17 protein-coding genes and 1 tRNA gene are annotated in these 21,035 nt (G+C 66.2%); 10 read left to right on the forward strand and 8 right to left on the reverse strand.

Translation table 11 applies throughout. The features are described 5' to 3' along the window. Positions 1-11 precede the first annotated feature (11 nt). Genes B9Y86_RS10195 through B9Y86_RS10215 form a run of 5 tightly spaced genes read right to left on the reverse strand, consistent with a single transcriptional unit; the run spans position 12 to position 6,065 of the window. Entirely contained in the window at positions 12-1,463 is a 1,452-nt protein-coding gene (locus tag B9Y86_RS10195; protein ID WP_085485662.1) for a dihydrolipoyl dehydrogenase family protein, read from the reverse strand. 14 nt (positions 1,464-1,477) lie between these two features. Continuing rightward, positions 1,478-2,284, reverse strand: coding sequence for a crotonase/enoyl-CoA hydratase family protein (locus B9Y86_RS10200; RefSeq protein WP_085485664.1), 807 nt, complete (start codon positions 2,282-2,284; stop codon positions 1,478-1,480). After that, positions 2,281-3,138 carry an arginase family protein gene (locus B9Y86_RS10205; RefSeq protein ID WP_085485666.1) on the reverse strand — a complete coding sequence of 286 codons (858 nt, stop codon included), beginning with the start codon at positions 3,136-3,138 and terminating at the stop codon, positions 2,281-2,283. The genes B9Y86_RS10200 and B9Y86_RS10205 overlap by 4 nt, the downstream gene beginning before the upstream one ends. A gap of 41 nt (positions 3,139-3,179) precedes the next feature. Continuing rightward, the gene (locus B9Y86_RS10210) at positions 3,180-3,926 is read right to left on the reverse strand and encodes a PspA/IM30 family protein (protein ID WP_085485668.1); all 747 of its coding nucleotides are present in this window, start codon (positions 3,924-3,926) and stop codon (positions 3,180-3,182) included. A gap of 39 nt (positions 3,927-3,965) precedes the next feature. Continuing rightward, entirely contained in the window at positions 3,966-6,065 is a 2,100-nt protein-coding gene (locus B9Y86_RS10215; protein WP_176223333.1) for a TPM domain-containing protein, read from the reverse strand. A 105-nt stretch (positions 6,066-6,170) separates the two neighbouring features. On the opposite strand from B9Y86_RS10215, the gene B9Y86_RS10220 reads away from it, so the two are divergent. Next, entirely contained in the window at positions 6,171-6,914 is a 744-nt protein-coding gene (locus B9Y86_RS10220) for a gamma-glutamyl-gamma-aminobutyrate hydrolase family protein (protein ID WP_085485672.1), read from the forward strand. Between the two features lie 17 nt (positions 6,915-6,931). Here B9Y86_RS10220 and B9Y86_RS10225 read toward each other — a convergent pair whose 3' ends face one another. The 3 genes from B9Y86_RS10225 to B9Y86_RS10235 all read right to left on the reverse strand — a co-directional run bounded on the left by B9Y86_RS10225 (position 6,932) and on the right by B9Y86_RS10235 (position 9,361). Further along, positions 6,932-7,378 carry a MarR family winged helix-turn-helix transcriptional regulator gene (locus B9Y86_RS10225; RefSeq protein ID WP_085485674.1) on the reverse strand — a complete coding sequence of 149 codons (447 nt, stop codon included), beginning with the start codon at positions 7,376-7,378 and terminating at the stop codon, positions 6,932-6,934. A gap of 60 nt (positions 7,379-7,438) precedes the next feature. Then, a complete protein-coding gene (locus tag B9Y86_RS10230; RefSeq protein ID WP_085485676.1) occupies positions 7,439-9,193 on the reverse strand; it encodes a pyruvate dehydrogenase in 1,755 nt (584 codons plus the stop codon). A 96-nt stretch (positions 9,194-9,289) separates the two neighbouring features. Then, positions 9,290-9,361: transfer RNA gene (locus B9Y86_RS10235), tRNA-Arg, on the reverse strand. 112 nt (positions 9,362-9,473) lie between these two features. Between B9Y86_RS10235 and B9Y86_RS10240 the strand changes: the two genes are divergently transcribed. The 9 genes from B9Y86_RS10240 to rho all read left to right on the forward strand — a co-directional run bounded on the left by B9Y86_RS10240 (position 9,474) and on the right by rho (position 21,035). Further along, positions 9,474-10,268 (forward strand): transglutaminase-like domain-containing protein, encoded by a 795-nt coding sequence (locus B9Y86_RS10240; RefSeq protein ID WP_085486318.1) that lies wholly within the window; start codon positions 9,474-9,476, stop codon positions 10,266-10,268. 58 nt (positions 10,269-10,326) lie between these two features. After that, positions 10,327-12,006, forward strand: coding sequence for an arginine--tRNA ligase (gene argS, locus B9Y86_RS10245; protein WP_085485678.1), 1,680 nt, complete (start codon positions 10,327-10,329; stop codon positions 12,004-12,006). A 23-nt stretch (positions 12,007-12,029) separates the two neighbouring features. After that, complete coding sequence (locus tag B9Y86_RS10250) at positions 12,030-12,785, forward strand: LmeA family phospholipid-binding protein (protein ID WP_085485680.1); 756 nt, start codon at positions 12,030-12,032, stop codon at positions 12,783-12,785. Continuing rightward, positions 12,782-13,687, forward strand: a complete 906-nt coding sequence (locus B9Y86_RS10255) for a Vgb family protein (protein ID WP_085485682.1) — start codon at positions 12,782-12,784, stop codon at positions 13,685-13,687. The genes B9Y86_RS10250 and B9Y86_RS10255 overlap by 4 nt, the downstream gene beginning before the upstream one ends. Positions 13,688-13,807: 120 nt before the next feature. Beyond that, positions 13,808-15,241, forward strand: coding sequence for a diaminopimelate decarboxylase (gene lysA, locus B9Y86_RS10260; protein ID WP_085485684.1), 1,434 nt, complete (start codon positions 13,808-13,810; stop codon positions 15,239-15,241). Beyond that, positions 15,238-16,596, forward strand: a complete 1,359-nt coding sequence (locus B9Y86_RS10265; RefSeq protein WP_085485686.1) for a homoserine dehydrogenase — start codon at positions 15,238-15,240, stop codon at positions 16,594-16,596. The genes lysA and B9Y86_RS10265 overlap by 4 nt, the downstream gene beginning before the upstream one ends. Before the next feature lie 4 nt (positions 16,597-16,600). Further along, the gene (gene thrC / locus B9Y86_RS10270; RefSeq protein WP_055780736.1) at positions 16,601-17,698 is read left to right on the forward strand and encodes a threonine synthase; all 1,098 of its coding nucleotides are present in this window, start codon (positions 16,601-16,603) and stop codon (positions 17,696-17,698) included. Beyond that, on the forward strand, positions 17,695-18,627 hold the full coding sequence (gene thrB / locus B9Y86_RS10275; RefSeq protein ID WP_085485688.1) for a homoserine kinase: 933 nt from the start codon (positions 17,695-17,697) through the stop codon (positions 18,625-18,627). Before thrC ends, thrB begins: the two co-directional genes overlap by 4 nt. Before the next feature lie 167 nt (positions 18,628-18,794). Next, positions 18,795-21,035: a transcription termination factor Rho gene (gene rho / locus B9Y86_RS10280; protein ID WP_085485690.1), complete on the forward strand. Its 2,241-nt coding sequence runs from the start codon at positions 18,795-18,797 to the stop codon at positions 21,033-21,035.

A 21,035-nucleotide genomic window follows, 5' to 3' on the forward strand; every position in this document is an offset into this window, starting at 1 on the left:
GGCGATCGGCTTCACGCGCCGACGGGCCGTCCGTAGGTCTCGAGCAGACGGAGCCAGATCTCGTTCATGGTCGGGTAGGCGGGAACCGCGTGCCAGAGCCGATCGAGGGGAACCTCAGCGGTCACAGCGATGGTGGCCGCGTGAAGCATCTCTCCTACATCGGGGCCGACGAAAGTGACTCCCAGGATGACGCGGCGATCCTCATCGACCACCATGCGTGCAGTGCCTTTGTACCCATCGGCGTGCACGCTGGCACCGGCGACGTTGCCGATCTCGTAGTCGACGACACGGGTTCGGTAGCCGGCTTTCTCTGCCGAAGCCGCGGTCAATCCGACCGAAGCGACCTCGGGGTCGCTGAATGTGACCTGCGGAACGGCGCGGTGGTCGGCTGTGGCGACGTGTGCGCCCCACGGCTCGTCGAACACCGCGCGACCTTCGGCGCGAGCGGCGATCACGTCGCCGGCGGCTCGAGCCTGGTACTTGCCCTGATGAGTCAGGAGCGCACGGTGGTTGACGTCTCCTGTGGCGTACAGCCAGCCTCCGTCGAACGGTTCACCATTGTCGTCGACGACGCGCAGAGTGTCGTCGACCCTGAGCCATTCACCCGGCGTGAGCCCAATGGTCTCGAGTCCGAGGTCGTCGGTGCGCGGAGTACGCCCTGTGGCCACAAGGAGTTCGTCTGACACCACGGTCGATCCGTCGTCGAGATGGACGACGACGTCGCCGTTCGAGAGTCGGTCTACCGAGGCTGGTGAGGTGTGCAGGCGGAGAGTCACTCCGAGATCGGAGAGGGAGGCGCCGACGATCTCCCCGGCGAACGGCTCCATGGTGTCGAGGATGCCGTTGCGCGCAATGAGCGTGACGGCCGAGCCGAGAGTGGCGTAGGCCGTGGCCATCTCGACCGCCACGACGCCGCCGCCGATGATCGAGAGGCGTGGCGGGATCGACTGCGCGCTCGTGGCCTCGCGGCTTGTCCACGGCCGGGACTCCGCCAGTCCTGGAATATCCGGCAGCAGCGCCGCGGAGCCGGTCGACACAGCGATCGCGTGTGTTGCCGAGTACCTGGTCGTCGTGCCGTCGGCGCCCGTCACCTCAATCTGCTTCGGGCCGATGAAGCGGGCGTACCCGCGGATGAGGTCGATGCCCGCGCTGACGACCCAGTCGGCCTGGCCCGCGTCTTTCCAGTCTTTCGTGAACGAGTTGCGCCGCTTCAGTACCGCCGAGACGTCGATATCGCCCGTAACGGCTTCTTCAGCACCCTCGACCGAGCGGGCTGCGCGCAGCACTGCGCCGCTTCTCAGCAGAGCCTTGGACGGCATACACGCCCAGTAGCTGCATTCGCCCCCGACGAGTTCGCTCTCTACCAGGGCTGTTCGCAAGCCGCCCTGAACCGCGCGGTCTGCGACGTTCTCGCCGATGGCGCCGGCTCCGATGACGATGAGGTCGTATTCGGTCGTTGTCATGGTGCTTTCCTTCGTCAGTGGCCGGTGAACCGAGCTGTCGTGCGGGTGGCGAACGCTTCGAGCCCGATTCGCGCATCGTCGCTCGAGGCGAGGCGGACGAGGGCGGGTTGAAGCTCTGCCTCGGCGGCCGCATCGCCCGAGCGCACGGCGAGTCTGGCGTTGGCAAGCGCTGCCTGCACAGCGAGGGGCGCCTGTGCCGCGACGCGCTCGGCCAGCTCGAGTGCGCGGTCGAACTGCGTTCCATCGGGAACGACCTCCTGCACCAGGCCGATCCGAAGAGCCTCTGCCGCGTCGAACATGTCGCCCGTCAGAATCCATCGCATGGCGTTTCCCCAGCCGACGGCACGAGGAAAGCGCACGGTCGCACCGCCGAAGGGCAGGATGCCACGACTCACCTCGAGCTGACCGAATCGCGTCGAATCCGCCGCGACGACGATATCGCTGGCGAGCATCAATTCGATTCCGAGCGTCAGACAGATTCCCTGCACAGCCATGACGACCGGCTTGCTCAGGCTTCGGCCCGAGACCTGCCACGGATTGATGCCGTCGGCATCGACGTAGTCGATTCCCGATTCTGTGATGCGCGGGCCGATATCGGCGAGATCGAGTCCGGCGGTGAAATGGTCACCGGCCGCGTGCACGAGACCGACGCGCAACTCAGCATCGGAGTCGAGCTCGCCGTAAGCCGCCGAGAGTTGCTGCAGCATCGAGAAATCTGCGGCGTTGCGCTTGTCGGGCCTGTGAAGCTGAATCAGCAGAACGTGCCCGCGCTTCTCGGTCACGATCCGGGTCTCATCTGGCCGGCTGTCGGATTCGGTCATTGCGTGCTCTCTTCTGATCTCACCGCAGGGCGGGTGAGGGCCGAGATGATGCGAAGGATGCTGGGAAGGTCGTCGGATGCCGCTTCGGGTGCCGACGGAGCGAACTCCGTGATGCCGGCGCCGACGAGCGGGAAACGCGCACGGATCGCGGAGATCGCCTGCACGAGCTGCTGCACGCTGAGCCCGAACGGTTCGGGGTAGCCGACGCCGTCGATCTCGGCGGGGTCGAGGACATCGAGATCGACGTGGATGTACACGGAACGCGCTCCTGTCTCGGCGATCGCCTCGACGACGGACTCCGGCTGCTGCAGCTGTGCGACCGACACGACTCGAATGCCCGCCGCATCGATGTAGGCGGCTTCATCGTCGTCGAGAGCGCGCGTACCGGCGAGCACCACTCGTGTGCTCGGCAGGGGATCGGCGGGCAGCAGCGCGTCCGGACCATCGCCGAGCAAAGTGCGCAGCACCATTCCGTGGAACGCGTGCGAGGGTGAACTCTCGGGCGAGTTGAGGTCGCCGTGGGCATCGAACCAGACCACGGCGGTCGATTCGCCGGAGGATTCGAGCGCGTGTGGGATAGCACCGAGCTCGACAGCGCAGTCGCCACCGATCGTCACGACGGCCCCGGAGGTGGCACCGAGCACGCGCCGCTGGCTCGCGAGCACAGACTGGAGGGCCGTGTAGCGCAGAACACCGGTGCCCTGCGACTCGCCTGCTCCCACGGGCACGTCAACCACTCTGGTGGCTGCGGCGGGCAGATCACCCTGGATGGCCGATGCTCCATCGACGAGGCGCATCGCCCGTGACGAGCCGGAGCCCTGCCACTGAGGCACGATCACGAAAGTAGCTGGCACCTGTTCAGTCTTCCACGGTCTTCGGGCCGTAAGACCGGATGTTATTCGACCGGTGCGTCGATCGGACGAGCCGGCTGATTCTTTGCTTTCAGCTGCGCGAGGCGGGCGTCGACCTCGGTGAGCTCGCCGAGATCGTCGAGGCTCTCGAATTGGGCGTCGAGACTCGAAGCAGTGAGCTCCTCCTGCCCGCGGACCTTCGCTTCTTCGCGACGGATCTTGTCTTCGAATCGGCCCAGATCGCTCGTGGGGTCGAGGAGATCGATGCTCTTGAGTGCATCCTGCACGGTGCTCTGTGCCTCGACGGTCTTGGCGCGCGCCGCGAGCTCGTCGCGCTTGCGCGTCAGCTGCCCGAGCTTCTCTTTCATGGCGTTGAGGCCGGTCTTGAGCTTCTCCACCACCTCGGTCTGTGAGGCGATCGACGGTTCGGCGTCGGCTGCCTCGTTCTCGCTCTGCAGCTGGCGCGTCAGCGCGACCTTGGCGAGCGCATCGAACTTGTCGGCGTCGAGCGTGTTGCCGGCCACACGGAGCTCGTCGCCCTTCTGGCTCGCGGCGAGGGCCTTGCGACCCCAGTCTTCTGCCGTCTTCACGTCTTCGCGGTGGTCGTCTTCGAGCAGTCGTAGGTTGCCGATGGTCTGCGCGATGGCGCTCTCCGCGTCGGCGATGTTGTCGCTGTAGTCACGTACGAGCTGGTCGAGCATCAACTGAGGATCCTCGGCCTGATCGATCAGTGCATTGATGTTCGCCTTGGCGAGCTGCGTGATGCGACCGATGATGGATTGCTTTGCCATTGTCTTCTCCTTGGGTTGTGACCGTGGATCGTGCGTTTACTAAAAGCGCCCGCCACCACCGCGACGCCCGCCCGAGCGTCCCGACGACGAGCTTCGGCGCGAGCCCGACGAGCGTGATGACCGCGACGAACCAGAGGATCGGGAGCTGCCGCCCCAGCTCGACGATCCGCCGAACAGCCCCCCGGAGTATGAGCGCCGCGACGAGCCGCCGCCCGAGAAGAGACCCCCGAAGAGGCCGCCGAGCGCGGCCGAATCGCCGTCGTCGTCCGGCCATCCCTGGCTTGACGGTGAGCTGTAGGCATCGACATCGTTGCGGGCGGACTGGTCGGCGGACTGGGCGAAGCTGTTCGCCTGAGTTGCAGAGGCCAACGCGCGTTCCGGGTCGGTCGCCTGCAGACCGTGCGCCTCGGCAAGGAGCCGTTCGGCTTCGGCTATACGAGTGCGGGCATCGACGCTGACGGCCCCTCGGCGCGTCACCACATACTCTTTCACCCCAGAGATGGTGTCGGATGCCGTCCGGAGAGTCCTCGAGAGCTGCTCCTGTGTGCGGGCCAGCCGCTGTGTCTTCTCGCGCTCGACCGCGAGCGCGGCGTCGAGCGGTGCATTCGCCGACTGCAGCGACTGAAGCGCGGCGATCGGATCCGACGGACCGGAGGCCTGGGCCTGTGTGACGGCTGTCTCCACCTGGGTGATCAAAGGACTCAGCTCGGCGCTGCGGGCCGTTCCCTCGGCTGTCGAGAGCAGAGCTCGTGCTTCGGCGGTATCGCTGGATGCTTCGGCGATCGCAGATGTGAGCGCGGCGACCGCGTGGTGCAACGCGGTCGTCAGGGTGTCGATCGCTGCGAGCAGGACTCCGGCTTGCGCGACCGCGGCCTGCGCGCGTTGGATGCTCACGGCCGCCTCGCTCGCGCGGCCCGCGGTGATGAGACCGGGTACAGCATGAGCCGTAGCATCGGCGTACGACAGGAGTCTCTCGGCTTGGGACGAGTTGTCGCTGACCGTGGCGATGGCCTGCGGCGCGTATCGCCCGTTGAGAGAGGCGAGGGCGGCAGCCGCACTCGGCGCGCTCTCCCGAGTCGCCGCTACGCCCGACGCGATGGCGTCCAGGGCGGGCTGCGGATTCTTCTCGAGCTCGCGCAGCGCAGCGAACGCTTCGGCCTGGGCGTCGAGCTCAGCGTCTGCACTCGTGCAGAGCTCGATGATCTGCAGCGACCATGCCTTCGTGTCTTCTGCACTGTCGGGTGTGCTGTCGTCGATGCGCTGTTTGAGCGCGAAGCTCTCGCGCACCTTCTGTTTTGCGCTCTCGAGGGTCTGGGCGAATGTCGCCGTCGCATCGTCGCCGAACTGAGCTACGGCGAATCCCAGTTCCTGTTCGCTGGTCGTGACTGCGTCGTCGAGCTCAACGAGGAGCCTCCCCACCTCTCTGTCGAGGTCGACCTGGCTCGGGCCGGACTCGCCCGAGCGAGCGGATGCGGCCGAGGACGTCGTGCGTCTGCGCAGAAAGACGATCCCGACGATGGCTGCAACCACGACCACAGTTCCGCCGAGAACCCAGGTCAAGATGGTCGGACCCCCGCCGCGGCCAGTCGGATCGGCGTTGTTCGGCGTGATCACAGGGTCGGACACTCCCTGGCCTCTGAGCAGCTCGCCGAGACCGGTGGCAGTGTTGACAGCAGCCCCCGCCCAGTCGTTCTGGCGCAGCGACGGCCGGATCGCGGTGGTTTCCAGCTGCTCGAGCTGCGCGTCGCTCAGCGTGAAATCCGGATCGACGGACACCTGGTACAGGCGTTCGTCGGTGGCGATGGCCAGGAGCACGTCGTTGACGCCGAGATCGTTCTTGACGGCGGTGTCATCGGCCCATGCCTCTCTGTCGTCGGCGCCCGTGAAACTCGCGACGTAGACCACGAAGAGATTGACACCCTCTTCTTTCGACAACTCGTCGAGCGCATCCTGCACTTCGGCCGCGCGATTGCCGAGCACTCCTGTGCGGTCGACGATGTACGCACCGTTCAAGTCGACGGGGTCGGTCGCTGCGGCCGAGAGCGGTGCCTGAACGGCGAGCAGAGCGAGAACGAGCCCGATCCCGGCGAGGAGGCCGGATCGGAGGCGGAAGAATCGTCGGTGATCTCTACTGGACATCGCAGGCAGTCTAGAACAGCGGCGTGCATCGGCGGTATCGCCTCTTTGTGTCGCTCCGTTACAGCCGCGCTGTAGAGGACAGGCCGTAGTGACCATGATGGATGCATGCCCACCCGCACAGCGAAGCGACTCAGCGTCGTCGAGGTCACGCGTTTCCGCCCCCGCGATGTCGACTACCACGCTTACGTCGAGGTGCTCAACTCCCGAGCCGTCCGCGCTGCGGAGGATGCGGGTTGGAGCGTCAACCGCATTGCCGCCGCCGACGTCGGAACGGCATCGCTGCTCTCACTCACCGATGCCAGCGATGCGATCATGATCATGGGTGGCGAAGATATCTCGCCTCGCTTCTACGGCGGCGCAGCGAACTACCCGTTCGAGAGTCAGCATTTCGAGACCGCAGACGAGGGGCAGGTCTCGCTCGTGCACCGAGCACTTCGCAGGGGCACGCCTCTTCTAGGGATCTGCCGCGGCCTGCAGATCATCAACGTCGCCCTCGGTGGCACCATCCTTCAAGATCTCGGAACGCAGACCATCCACAAGAATCTGGGTGCCCCCATTCGCGACATCATGGCCGCACACACCGTGGCACTCGACTCCTCCAGCAGGCTGTCCGCCGACCTCGGCGTCTCCGAGATTCTCGTGCAGAGTGCTCATCACCAGGCCGTTGCGCGCCTCGGCGAGGGGCTGGTCGCTGTCGGCACCGCACCCGACGGTGTGGTCGAGGCGGTGGAGCATGCCGAGGCGCCGATAACCGGGGTGCAGTTCCATCCAGAGGACCCGGGTTCGCCGGCGGGGCAGCTCTCTGCTCTGGTCGCCCGACTCAGCGTGCGAGAGCGCGAGCTGGCCTGAGGTCGATCTCGGTCGTCTCAGCCGTTCGACCGTGTGGCCGCGGCGATGATCGCCGTCAGTGAGGCCTGCATGGCCTGAAGTTCGGCGACGGGCATTCCGAGCTGCTCGATCATCGCCTGCGGGATGCTCTCCGCACGTGATCGCAGAGCCCGGCCGGCTTCGGTGAGGGTCACGTCGAGTCGCCGCTCGTCGGCGGCACTCCGCCGCCGATCGATGAGACCGGATGCCTCGAGTCGCTTGAGCAGGGGAGAGAGGGTCGCGGGTTCGAGCTGAAGCGCTGCGCCGAGCTCTTTCACCGATCTCGGATCCTGCTGCCAGAGGGCTAGCATCACAAGGTATTGCGGGTGCGTCAGACCGAGTGGTTCGAGGACGGGACGGTAGAGCCCGATTACGCTGCGCGATGCCACAGCCAGAGCGAAGCACACCTGATTCTCGAGCGCCAGCACGTCGACGTCCTGAGCCATGCACGCTTCCCTTCGCCCGTGCGAAGCGCACGAATCAATAGGGCACTAAGTATAAGAGGCTCAGAGTCCAGGAACGTGTTTGATGTTCGATCGCGCCATCCGCACGGCCTCGCCGACGCCGCCGTTCAAAACGAGCTTCGACATGGCCAGGCCGAATCCGGTGACCTGCTTCGCCGTGATGGTCGGTGGCAGCGACAGGGCAAGCGGATCGGTGGCGATGTCGACCAGCGCGGGACCGTCGTGAGCGAACGCCTCGCCGAGTGCCCCGCGCAGGTCCTGCGGATCCTCGACGCGACGCGAGAAGAAGCCGAGGGCCGCGGCGACGGCGGCGTAGTCGACGCCGGGCACGTCCACTCCGAAGTCGGGGTAGCCGTCGACGAACATCTCGAGTTTCACCAGGCCGAGCGTGGAGTTGTTGAAGACGACGACTTTGATGGGCAGCTTGTAGGCGGCGATGGTCACCAGCTCGCCGAGAAGCATCGACAGCCCGCCATCACCCGAGATGGTGACGACCTGGCGACCCGGATACGCGGACTGTGCTCCGATGGCATGGGGAACCGCGTTCGCCATCGAGCCGTGCAGGTATGAGCCGATCAGACGGCGTCGCCCGTTCGGGGTGATGTAACGCGCCTGCCAGACGTTGCCCATTCCGGTGTCGGCAGTGACGATGGCGTCGTCGGACAGGAGCTCGTCGAGCACGGTCGCTGCGAATTCCGGGTGGATCGGCACGGTCTTGTCGACGTCGGTGTACTTTCCCACGACCGAGTCGAGAAGTCTGTGGTGCCGCTTCAGGGTCTTCTCGAGGAAGCTCCGGTTGCGCTCGCCCCGGATCAGCGGTGTCAGGGCAGCCAGGGTTGAGGCGACGTCACCGTGGATCGCGTGCGTCACGCTCGCTCGTCGACCGAGGTGCGACGCGTCGGCATCGATCTGAGCGATCTGCACCTTCGTTCCGTCGGGCAGGAACTGCTCGTACGGAAAATCCGTACCGAGCAGGATGAGCAGTTCGGCATCGTGGATTCCGGCGTGCGCCGCGCCGTAGCCGAGCAGCCCGGTCATGCCGACGTCGAACGGGTTGTCGTACTGAATCCACTGCTTGCCGCGCATGGTGTGGCCCACGGGGGCGGCGAGCAGATCGGCGAATGCGACGACCTCGTCGTGCGAGCCCTCGACCCCCGCGCCCGCGAAGATGGCGACCGTCTTCGCCTCGTTGATAGCGCTGGCCAGAAGAGCGATGTCGTGTTCGTCTGGCACGATCGCGGCAGTCCGGGGCAGAACGAATGCCGGAGCCGAGCCCACGGCATCCAGCTCGGCGACGTCGCCGGGCAGCGAGACGACGGCCACGCCGCCGAGTCCGGTCGCGTGCCGGATGGCGGAGTTCACGACGCGCGGTGCCTGCACGGCCGTCGAGACGAGCTCGCAGTAGTTCGAGCATTCGACGAACAGACGGTCGGGGTGGGTCTCTTGAAAGTACGAGCTGCCGATCTCGACGCTCGGGATGTGACTCGCGATCGCCAGAACGGGCGCTCCAGAGCGGTGGGCGTCGAACAAGCCATTGATGAGGTGCAGATTTCCCGGGCCGCAACTGCCGGCGCATACGGCCAGCTTTCCGGTGAGCTGAGCCTCGGCTCCGGCGGCGAAGGCCGCCGCCTCTTCGTTGCGCACGTGGATCCAGTCGATGCCGCCCTTGGCGGAACCTCCCGTGCGGCGGACGGCGTCGACCACAGGGTTGAGGCTGTCGCCGACGATGCCGTAGATGCGGTGGACCCCCGCGTCGACGAGTTGTGCGATGAGCTGATCTGCAACGGTATTAGCCATGTCACCAGTTAACCCCGCTGGTTTGTGTACAGGCTAAGACGCGTGTCGAAACTCCGGATTGCGTGGCACCGGGGTCGATGGTGCGGTGTCTAGATGTGCCCTCGACTGGATTTGAACCAGCGACCTATTCCTTCGGAGGGAAGCGCTCTTCCGCTGAGCTACGAGGGCGTACACCAGAAAACCTACCAGAAGCGGCACACTGTAGCGCGCGTGATGGCCGGCAAGGGACGGCCGCACGCGCAACATGAACTCGAAACATTCGAATGGCATGATGCATGCCATGAAGCGCTCCGTCTCAGCCCACATCGCCGTTCGAATCGACAGTCCCGTGACCATGGTCTTCGCCGCTTCGGTGGCCGAAGGGATCACCAAGGAGGTCGAGACCATCGACTTCCGATACGGCGACAGCAGCATCACGCCGGTTGAGATCAGCGATCTGCACGGCACAAGGCTGCATCAGTTCACGGTCGGAGCCGGAACGCTCACCATGGACTACTGGGCGACGGTGATGGGGGATGCGGTGCCCGCCGCCATCACAGCGATCGATCGCATCACCTATCTCAAGCCGAGCAGGTACTGCGAGTCCGACATCCTGCTTCCCACAGCCGTCTCCGAATTCGCCGGCCTCAAAGGCCGTTCTCTGCTCGACGCGGTGAGTTCCTGGGTCGGTGACAAGCTGAGCTACGTTCCGGGCTCGAGCCTGCCCACAGACGGCGCGGTTCGAACGCTGCTCGCACGGCAAGGCGTCTGCCGTGACTATGCGCACCTCGTCGTTGCTCTGCTGCGCGCACTGGACGTGCCCGCGCGATTGGTGGCCGTGTATGCGCCGGGGCTCGATCCGATGGACTTCCACGCCGTGGCCGAGGCATTCGTCGAGGGTGCGTGGTACATCGTCGATGCGACTGCACTGGCCCCGAGGCAGAGCCTGGTGCGCATCTCGACGGGACGCGATGCCGCCGACACCGCATTTCTCACGAACCACGACGGTCTCCTCACCCTGACCGAGCTCGAGGTGACGGCGACGGTCGACGAGCTGCCGACCGACGACGTGACCCAGCTGGTGCAATTGCGCTGACGACGCCCGTCGCGCGCGCACGGCGGCCGATGCGGGCTGAACGGTAAGATCGACGCTCGTGACTCCCGAACAGCTCTCCCTGGCCCTCTTCGACATCGTGACCGCTCGTATCGAGCGACGCCGAGCCGCGGGGGAGTCCGTTCCCGACTCCAGCATCACCCTCGCAGACCTGGCGCTCGAGCGTCCACGCAACCGCGACCACGGCGACTGGGCCTCCAACGTGGCGATGAAGTTCGCCGGCCGGCTCGGAACAAACCCCCGCGCCTTCGCGGCGGAGATCACGCCCGAGATCGAGGCCATCGCAGGCGTGGCGTCGGTGGATGTCGCGGGCCCGGGATTCATCAACATCACCCTCGACGTCGCCGCGGCTGCCGAGATCGCCCGCCAGATCGTCGACGCCGGTGACGCGTATGGGCGCAACGACTCGCTTGACGGGCTCTCCGTGAACATGGAGTTCGTGTCGGCGAACCCCACGGGTCCGCTGCACCTGGGGCACACCCGGTGGGCCGCGCTCGGCGACGCGATCGCTCGCGTGCTGCGCGCATCCGGTGCGGTCGTGGCGACCGAGTACTACATCAACGACGCCGGCAATCAGATGGACAACTTCGGCCTCTCTATTCTCGCGGCCGCCAAGGGCGAACCGACTCCCGAGAAGGGATACCCGGGCGCGTACATCGGCGAACTCGCCAAGCACGTGCTCGAGAGCGTGCCGAATCTCCTCGACCTTCCCCTCGACGAGGCGGTGCCGCTCGCCCGCGACCTCGGGTATCTGAAGCAGCTCGAAGAGATCAAGGAATCGCTCGAACGCTTCCACGTGCACTTCGATGTGTTCTTCTCCGAGCGCACGCTGCATCAGGCCGACCCGGAGACAGGGCGAAGCCTCATCGACGACGCGGCCGACCGGCTGCGCGCCCAGGGCCACGTGTTCGAGGCCGACGACGCCGTGTGGGTGCGCACCACCGACTTCGGCGACGACAAAGACCGGGTGCTCACCCGCGGCAACGGTGTCGTCACCTACTTCGCCGCTGACGCCGCCTACTACCTCAGCAAGAAAGACCGCGGCTTTACCGAGAAGATCTATCTCCTGGGCGCCGACCACCACGGCTACGTCGGGCGTCTCAAGGCCTTGGCCGCTGCCGCGGGGGACGATCCGAACGTGAACATCTCGGTGCTCATCGGCCAGCTGGTGAACCTCAACGGAGCCAAGCTCTCGAAGCGCGCGGGCAACATCATCGAGCTCGACGACCTGCTCGAGTGGGTCGGCGCCGATGCGCTGCGCTACTCGCTCGCCCGGTATCCCGCCGACTCGCCGCTCTCGCTCGACGGCGACGTTCTGCGCTCGAAGACCAACGACAATCCGGTCTTCTACGTGCAGTACGCGCACTCGCGCACCCGTTCGGTTGCGCGGAACGCCGCCGCGGCCGGTGTCGAGCGCTCCACCTTCGGTCCGTCTCTTCTGTCGCACGAGTCGGAGACCGAGCTGCTCGGCTCCCTGCAGGAGTTTCCGCGGATCGTGCAGAAGTCGGCAGAGCTGCGCGAGCCGCACCGCATCGCGCGCTACCTCGAAGAGGTCGCCGGTCACTATCACCGCTGGTACTCGCAGGCCCGCGTGCTGCCGTTGGGCGACGAGCCCATCAGCGATCTGCACCGCACCCGTCTGTGGCTGAACGACGCGACAGGACAGGTCATCCGCAATGGGCTCGACCTCCTCGGCGTCTCGGCTCCGGAACGGATGTAAGCGCAGTCGTGAAAGAGCCGGTGATGGCTCGTGGGCAGAGCGCTGCGCCTCGTCGACGGAGAAGGGGGATCGTCGTCGTTCTGACGGTCGTCCTCCTGCTTGCGGTGGTGGTCGTGATCGCGGACTTCGGCCTTCGAGCGTATGCGGAGGACCGGGCGAAGGCCGAGATCTCTTCGAGCCTGCCAGACACGGTCGATGGGAACATCGACGTGACGATCGGCGGGTTCTCTTTTCTGCAGCAGTACCTGTCGGGCACTCTCGATCAGGTCACCATCGATGCGCCCCAGTTGTCGGTCGACGGCGTTCCCGTCGAGGCTCACGTCGTCGCCACGGCGGTTCCCACCGATCTTTCACAGCCGGTCGGCGCCATCTCTGCGCGCCTCTCGCTCAGTGAAGACGCCGTCAACAGCGTCATCCAGGTTCCGGGCGCGGCCACTCTGACCCTTGACAATCAGGCGGTTGGTTACGACGGGTCGATCTCCGTTCTGGGGCTCCGTCTGCAGTACCTGGTGACCGCCGGGGTGTCGGTCACCGCCGACTCCGTCGTGCTGACGCCCGAGACGGCGAAACTCACCGCAGGTTCCACCGTCGTCGACGCATCGAGCGCACTCAACGCGATCCTCGACGAGTCGATTCCACTGTGCGTCGCCGACCGCCTGCCCCGAGGCGTCGAACTGACGTCGCTGTCAGTCACTCCCGGCTCGGCAACGGTCGCGCTCGACGCATCCGACTTCACGATCGACGAGACGAGTCTTCGCACGATGGGAACCTGCCCGTGACCGCCTCATCGATCGTCGTCCACTCTGTCGCAGACTCGCAAGCCGGTGCTCGCGACATCGTGGTGACCGACGACGGTGCCGTGTGGTGTGCGTTCGCCGTGGCCGGCGTCGTCGTGCGGATAGCGCCCGACGGCCAACAACAGAGGATCGCGCTCGGCGCAGAGCCCGCCGAACCCCACTCGCTCACTGCAGCGACCCGTGATTCGGTGTGGGTCACCGATCGGGCGTCTGATCGCATCCTCAGACTCGATTCCTCCGGGGTCGTGTTCTCAGCCGCGGTCACGCCGGGTGCCGCGCCGGCCGGCATCGTCGGGCAGCACGATGGCAGCGCGTGGTTCGTCGAAGAGCGGGCGGATGCCGTGGGGTACGTCGACATTCTGGGCCGCGTGAGCGAATTCGACACGGGCGTGCCCGACGGAGCACCTTCGTCCATCGCCTCGAATGGGTCGTCTGTCTGGTTCGCGCTGCCCGGTGCCGGCGCGATCGCCCACGCCAGGGGCGGCGACTCCGTGCCGTCTCTCGTGGAGTTCGACGACCCGTTGGCGGCGCCCACGACGGTGAGTATGGGCGACGACGGATTCCTGTGGTTCGCCGATCCCGCACGTCACGTCGTCGGCCGCATCGGCAGTGGCGGCGCGGTCACGGAGTTCGTGCTGCCCGAGCCGGAGTGGAGGCCCGTTCGCATCGCCTCCGATGAGACGGACGGATGCTGGTTCACGATCGACGGGGAGGAGGCGATCGGTCGCCTCGACGGTGAGGGCCGCTCGGCGATGATCGCCACGCCCGGCGGCGTCCCGACGTCGATCGCCCTATCTCGCGACGGAGAGCTCTGGGTGGCCATGGAATCCGGTGAGCTCCTGCAGATCCCCGACCCCGAAAGCTTTGCGGCGGACATCCAGTAGTATTCTGCTGTCGCCCTATCTGTGGGCGCGCGAAGGCTTCAGGAACCAATCCGGGTTCGCTCGCCCCCACCCGACCATTGGTCCCGTGACGGGACGATCGATTTCACGTCAGGATTCTCCATGACCTCTGTCGCACATCCGCTCGCCCCCGATTGGCTGTCACTGCCCGTCGATGCGAACGCGTTGTCTCCGGCCGTCTGGCCGTCGAGCGCTCTCCGTGACCGGCACGGAGTGCTCTCTGTCGGCGGAGTACCCGCATCCGACCTCGCTCGGCAGTTCGGAACCCCGCTGTACGTGGTCGACGAGGAGCACGTCCGCTCTCGCGCCCGCGAGACTCTCGCGGCCTTCTCCTCGCAGTTCGAACGCATCGGAACGCGGGCGAAGGTCTATTACGCAGGCAAGGCGTTCCTCAGCACGGCCGTGGCTCGCTGGGTCAGCGACGAAGGTCTCGGGGTCGATGTCTGCTCGGGAGGAGAACTCGCCGTAGCCCTGGCCGGCGGCGTGGACCCCGCTCACATCGGCATGCACGGCAACAACAAGTCGATCGACGAGATCGAGCGCGCCGTCGCCGCGGGGGTGGGCACTATCGTGATCGACAGCGAGATCGAGATCGAACGGGTGGCGGATGCTGCGGCTCGGCTCGGCACGGTTCAGGCGGTCAGGCTGCGGGTCAACAGCGGAGTGCACGCCCACACACACGACTTCCTCGCGACCGCCCACGAAGACCAGAAGTTCGGGTTTCCACTCGAGCGGGCCGAAGCGGCTGTCCGGACGATCCGTTCGCACGCAGGCTTGACGTTCCTCGGGCTGCACTGTCACATCGGCTCGCAGATCTTCGGAGCCGACGGGTTCGCCGAGTCGGCAGCGCGCCTTCTCTTGCTGCACGCGAGGCTCCTCGAAGACGGTCCGGTGCCCGAGCTCAACCTCGGGGGAGGATTCGGCATCGCGTATACGACGGCCGACGATCCGACACCCATTGCCGAGCTGGCGGCCCGTATCGCCGACATCGTCGCGGCGGAGTGCGCCAAGCTGGGCATCGCTCTGCCCGTCGTCGCGTTCGAACCGGGCCGATCGATCGTAGGCGGCGCGGGAGTGACTCTCTACAGCGTGGGCACCATCAAAGACGTCGACGTCACGCTTCCCGCAGACGATTCGGGAGCCACGGCGGTGCGTCGCTATGTGAGCGTCGACGGCGGCATGAGCGACAACGCCCGACCGGCGCTCTACGGTGCCGACTATTCCGTGCGCATCGCGAGCCGCGCATCCGATGCCGACGCCGCGCTCGTGCGCATAGCCGGCAAACACTGCGAGTCAGGAGACATCGTCGTCTACGCCGACTACCTTCCAGGAGATGTGGCTCCCGGCGACCTGCTGGCGGTTCCCGCCACGGGGGCATACTGCTGGGCGCTGGCGAGCAACTACAACATCGTCGGTCGTCCGTCCGTCGTGGCCGTCGCCAACGGAGAGGCGCGCCTGCTCATCCGTGGCGAGACCGAGCACGACCTTCTTGCACGCGACACGGGTGTCGCATCCGACGAACCAGGAGCATCATGATCGCCTACCGCAACCTTCGAGTAGCGCTGCTGGGAGCCGGTTCTGTCGGTGCCCAGGTGGCGACTCTGCTCACCGAACACCACGACGAACTCGCCTCACGAGTCGGCGCCGGTCTCGACCTCATCGGTATCGCCGTGCGCGATGTCGACGCTCCCCGCACAGCACCCATCGACCCGGCACTGTTCACCACAGACGCGATGGGCCTGATCGAATCAGCCGACATCGTGATCGAGCTGATGGGTGGCATCGAGCCCGCGCGCAGCTATATTCTGCATGCCCTCAACTCGGGCGCCGACGTCGTCACGGGCAACAAGGCGCTCCTGGCGGCTCACGGACCCGAGCTGCAGGCCGCCGCCGAGCAGGTGGGCGCGCAGGTCTACTACGAGGCCGCTGTCGCCGGCGCCATTCCGATCATCCGTCCGCTCCGCGACTCTCTCGCCGGCGACCGGGTCAAGCGCATCCTGGGCATCGTCAACGGCACCACGAACTTCATCCTCGACAAGATGGACGTGGAGGGTGACACCTTCGAGAACGCCCTCGCCGTGGCGACCGAGCTCGGCTACGCCGAAGCCGACCCCACCGCCGATATCGAGGGGTATGACGCGGCGCAGAAGGCGGCGATTCTCGCGCGCCTCGCGTTCCACACCGACGTTCCGGTCGAGGCGGTGCACCGCGAAGGCATAACGCAGATCACGGCCGCTCAGGTGGCTCAGGCCCAGAAGGCCGGCTACGTGGTCAAGCTGCTGGCGATCTGCGAACGGATCACCGACCCGTCGTCCGGCATCGACGGCGTCTCGGCTCGGGTCTATCCCGCCCTGATCTCGCGTCAGCATCCGCTGGCCGCTGTGCACGGGGGCAAGAACGCCGTATTCGTCGAGGCCGAGGCTGCCGGCGACCTCATGTTCTACGGCGCCGGAGCCGGCGGGATCGAGACCGCGTCGGCCGTACTCGGCGACGTCGTGTCCGCCGCACGTCGGCACGTCGCCGGAGGTCCGGGTGTTGCGGAGACGACACACGCCAACCTGACGATCCTGCCCATCGACAGTGTGAGCACCCGCTACCAGATCACGCTCGAGGTCTCGGACGCGCCGGGCGTGCTCGCCCGCATCGCCTCGCTGTTCAGCGAGCACGGCGTTTCGGTGGAGACCGTGCAGCAGTCGATCGCCTCGGTGGAGTCCGGCGCTACGAGGCCCGACGCGCTGGCGACGGGGACATCCGAGTCCTCCGGCACCGCTACCCTTGTCATTGTCACGCACGTGGCCAGCGAGCGCGCCCTATCGCGCACGGTGGCCGACATCGCAGACCAGCAGGTCGTCGTGCGGGTCGAATCCGTCTTGAGAGTTGAAGGAGCATAATCCCGTGAGCACCACACGAGCATCCCGCCAGTGGCGCGGAGTGCTGCACGAGTACGCGGACCGTCTCAACATCTCGGAGGCGACCCCCATCGTGACCCTGGGGGAGGGCGGCACGCCCCTCATCCCCGCACCCGCGCTGTCTGCTCGCACGGGCGCCCAGGTCTACGTCAAGTTCGAGGGCATGAACCCGACCGGCTCGTTCAAAGACCGCGGCATGACGATGGCCATCTCGAAGGCCGTGGAGCACGGTGCCAAGGCCGTCATCTGCGCCTCGACCGGCAACACCTCTGCGTCGGCCGCCGCCTACGCCACGCACGCCGGCATCACCGCAGCCGTTCTCGTGCCCGAGGGCAAGATCGCGCTCGGCAAGCTCAGCCAGGCGATCGCGCACAACGCCGAACTGCTCCAGGTCCGCGGCAACTTCGACGACTGCCTCGACATCGCGCGCGATCTCGCAGAGAACTACCCCGTGCACCTCGTCAACTCGGTGAACCCCGACCGCATCGAGGGTCAGAAGACGGCGGCGTTCGAGGTCGTCGAGGTTCTGGGCGACGCACCCGACTTCCACATCGTTCCCGTGGGCAACGCCGGAAACTACACGGCCTACTCGCGGGGGTACTCCGAAGAACTCGTTCGGGGCGAGACCACCAAGCTGCCCCGCATGTTCGGGTTCCAGGCCTCCGGCAGTGCTCCGATCGTTCGCGGCGAGATCGTTCGCAACCCCGAGACGATCGCCTCCGCGATCCGCATCGGAAACCCGGCATCGTGGGAGCTCGCTCTCGCCGCTCGCGAAGCAAGCGACGGCTACTTCGGCGCCATCGACGACGACAAGATCCTCGAGGCCTACCGCATCCTCTCGGCAGAGGTCGGAATCTTCGTGGAGCCCGCCTCCGCGATCAGCGTCGCAGGACTGCTCGAGCGCGCCGACGCCGGAGTGATCGGGAAGGGCGCCGTCGTGGTGCTCACCGTGACCGGCCATGGGCTCAAAGACCCGCAGTGGGCGCTCAAGACCGCCGACGGCTCCGATGTGACTCCCACCTCGGTCGCAGTGGACACCGATGAGATCGCCGGTGTGCTCGGTCTGTCGAAAGCCTCGTCGTGAGCCTTGCCGGCCGTTCGGTGACGGTCAAGGTTCCGGCTACGACGGCGAACCTCGGACCGGGTTTCGACACCCTCGGTCTGGCGCTCGCGCTGTACGACGAGTTGACGGTCACTGTCAGGGAACAGCCTGGCGCGACCGTGCAGGTCACCGGTGTCGGCGAGGGCGAAGTGCCCACCGATGAGTCCAATCTGGTGGTGCGGGCGATCGCCCATGCGTTTGCCGCCTACGACCAGCCCATGCCGGGCCTCGACCTCGTGGCGCACAATGTCATTCCGCACGGTCGTGGTCTCGGCTCCTCTGGTGCGGCCATCGTGTCCGGCATCATGGCGGCCAAGGGGCTGCTCGACGGAATCGTCGACATCGATGCGCTCGGTCTGCTCGCGCTCGCCACCGAGATGGAGGGGCACCCCGACAATGTCGCTCCCTGTCTTTTCGGTGGTCTCACCATCGCGTGGGTCACAGAAGACGGTCCGCAGTTCAAGAAACTGATCGTTCACCGTGGCGTCTCTCCACTCGTGCTCGTTCCCCAGGCGACGATGTCCACCGCTCTCGCTCGCAGCCTTCAGCCGGAGTCGGTGCCGCATGCCGATGCCATCTTCAACGTCTCGCGCTCGACTCTTCTGATCGCGGCGCTCATCCAGAGCCCGGAGCTGCTGCTGGCCGCGACCGAAGACCGTCTGCACCAGAACTATCGCGCGGAGGCCATGCCCGATACGTCGCGCCTGATCGGCCTCTTGCGCGAGCAGGGCTTTCCGGCTGTCGTCTCCGGAGCGGGCCCGAGCATCCTGGTGCTGTGCAGCGACCCGGCCCAGCGTCTCGCCGCCGTCGAACTCGTCGAGTCTGAATCGGCCGCGCCGTGGAAGTCGCTCGTTCTGGCGGTCGACTTCAAAGGTGCTACAGTGGTCACGCATCCGGTTGAAGCGGCTTGATCCAAGCTCGTACCCGGTAGCACTCTCACATTCATCGCTGCCCCGCGACTTACGCGTACTGGCTCAGCACCTCTCGCCCATACGCCTCGTACACGGACAGCTCTCTGCGTAGTACCGCCCCGGCTTAAGGCTCGGAGCGGACAGCAGTGGAAGGAAACCCCACACACGTGACTGACGTCAATCTCCGCGCCCCGGGCGCGGAAACCCCCACAGCTCTTGCCGGCCTCAAGGTCGCCGAGCTTCAGGCCCTTGCACAGTCCCTCGGCATCAACGGTGCCGCCAGACTCCGTAAAGGCGAGTTGGTGCAGGCGATCACAGACCGCCAGGCATCCGACTCGGCTGCACCGGCGCTCACCGCAGACGACTCCGTCGTCTCTGCGCCCGTCGAGTCGCCGGCGGAGCAGCCGACACTCGTCGAGGTCTCGGAGACCACAGAGAAATCAGACGACGTGGTTGTCGACGGCGGCGTCGATGCTGCCCTGGTCGACGCATTCGTCGCAGCGCCGCTGAACGACATCGTTCCCGCAGACGAGATCGTCGAGGCCGAGCGGCCGCAGACCGACACCTCTGCTCCTCGCAAGCGTGCGCCCCGCCGGGCGAAGTCCGTCGACGGTGCCGGCGCAGTCGAGTCGGACACTCGTGTCTCGGCCGTCTCGCACGTGAACGCGAAGAGCGACGAGCTCTCCGCGCTCCTTCCGCCCGTCACCCGTGGCCGCGCGGCAGATAAAGACGCTCGTACGTCGGAGCCGCGTGCGACCGAGAACGTTCAGTCGAGCGATGCCGACGAGTCCCGCTCGGAGCAGCCCCGTGAGCAGGGCGGTCGTCAGGGCCGCAACCGCAACCGGAATCGCGATCGCGATCGCAACCAGGACAAGCAGAACAGCGCGGATCAGCCGGCTGACGTGCAGAACGCCGACCGAGCATCGACCGAACGCTCGGGCGCCGCCCGCGGCCAGAGCGACCGCGCTCAGGCAGAGAACGGCCAGAACGGCCGTGGCCAGAACGAGAACGGTCGCAATGCTCGTACACAAGACGAGAACGGCCAGAACGGTCGAGGCCAGAACGGTCGCAACCAGAACGAGCGCGCTCAGAACGAGCGCCCACAGAACGATCGCGGCGACTCCAACGGGCCTGTTCTCGAAGAAGATGGTCGTGGTGACCGCAGCGCGCGCAACCGCTACCGCGACCGCAAGCGTCGCGGACAGACGGGCAACGACGAGCTCGAGCCCGAGATCAGCGAAGACGATGTTCTGATTCCTGTTGCCGGAATCCTCGACATCCTCGACAACTACGCGTTCGTTCGCACCAGTGGCTACCTGCCGGGCAACAACGACGTCTATGTCTCACTCGGTCAGGTCAAGAAGTACAACCTGCGCAAGGGCGACGCGGTCGTCGGATCGATCCGCCAGCCACGCGAGGGCGACGGCAACGGGCGCCAGAAGTACAACGCGATCGTCAAGATCGAGTCGATCAACGGCCTGCCCGTCGACGAAGCGGCGAACCGCGTCGAGTTCAACAAGCTGACCCCGCTGTACCCCCAGGAGCGTCTGCGCCTCGAGACCGAGCCGGGCAAGCTGACCCAGCGCATCATCGACCTCGTGGCCCCCATCGGAAAGGGCCAGCGCGGTCTGATCGTGGCGCCGCCGAAGGCCGGTAAGACGATTGTCCTGCAGCAGATCGCCAACGCGATCTCGACGAACAATCCCGAGGTCCACCTCATGGTCGTTCTCGTCGACGAGCGCCCCGAAGAGGTCACCGACATGCAGCGCACGGTCAAGGGGGAGGTCATCGCCTCGACCTTCGACCGTCCCGCCGAAGACCACACCACGGTTGCCGAACTCGCCATCGAGCGCGCCAAGCGCCTGGTCGAGCTGGGACACGACGTCGTCGTGCTGCTCGACTCGATCACTCGACTCGGACGCGCGTACAACCTCGCCTCGCCGGCGTCCGGACGTATCCTCTCCGGCGGCGTCGACGCCTCGGCGCTCTACCCGCCGAAGCGATTCTTCGGTGCCGCGCGCAACATCGAGAACGGTGGGTCGCTGACCATTCTCGCGACCGCTCTCGTCGAGACCGGCTCGAAGATGGACGAAGTGATCTTCGAAGAGTTCAAGGGAACCGGCAACAGCGAGTTGCGCCTGTCACGCCAGCTCGCCGACAAGCGCATCTTCCCGGCTGTCGATGTCAACGCATCGTCCACACGCCGCGAAGAGCTGCTGATGGGCGTCGACGAGACCAAGATCACCTGGAAGCTGCGTCGCGCTCTCGCGGGCGTCGACCAGCAGCAGGCTCTCGAGATCGTTCTTGGTCGTCTCAAGGAGACCACGTCGAACGTCGAGTTCCTTATGCAGGTGCAGAAGACGATGCCTAATCCGACGGGTCACAACGGACGCGACCTGGAGAAATAA

Origin of the sequence: Agreia pratensis (assembly GCF_900177685.1) — a bacterium.
Lineage (GTDB): Bacteria > Actinomycetota > Actinomycetes > Actinomycetales > Microbacteriaceae > Agreia > Agreia pratensis.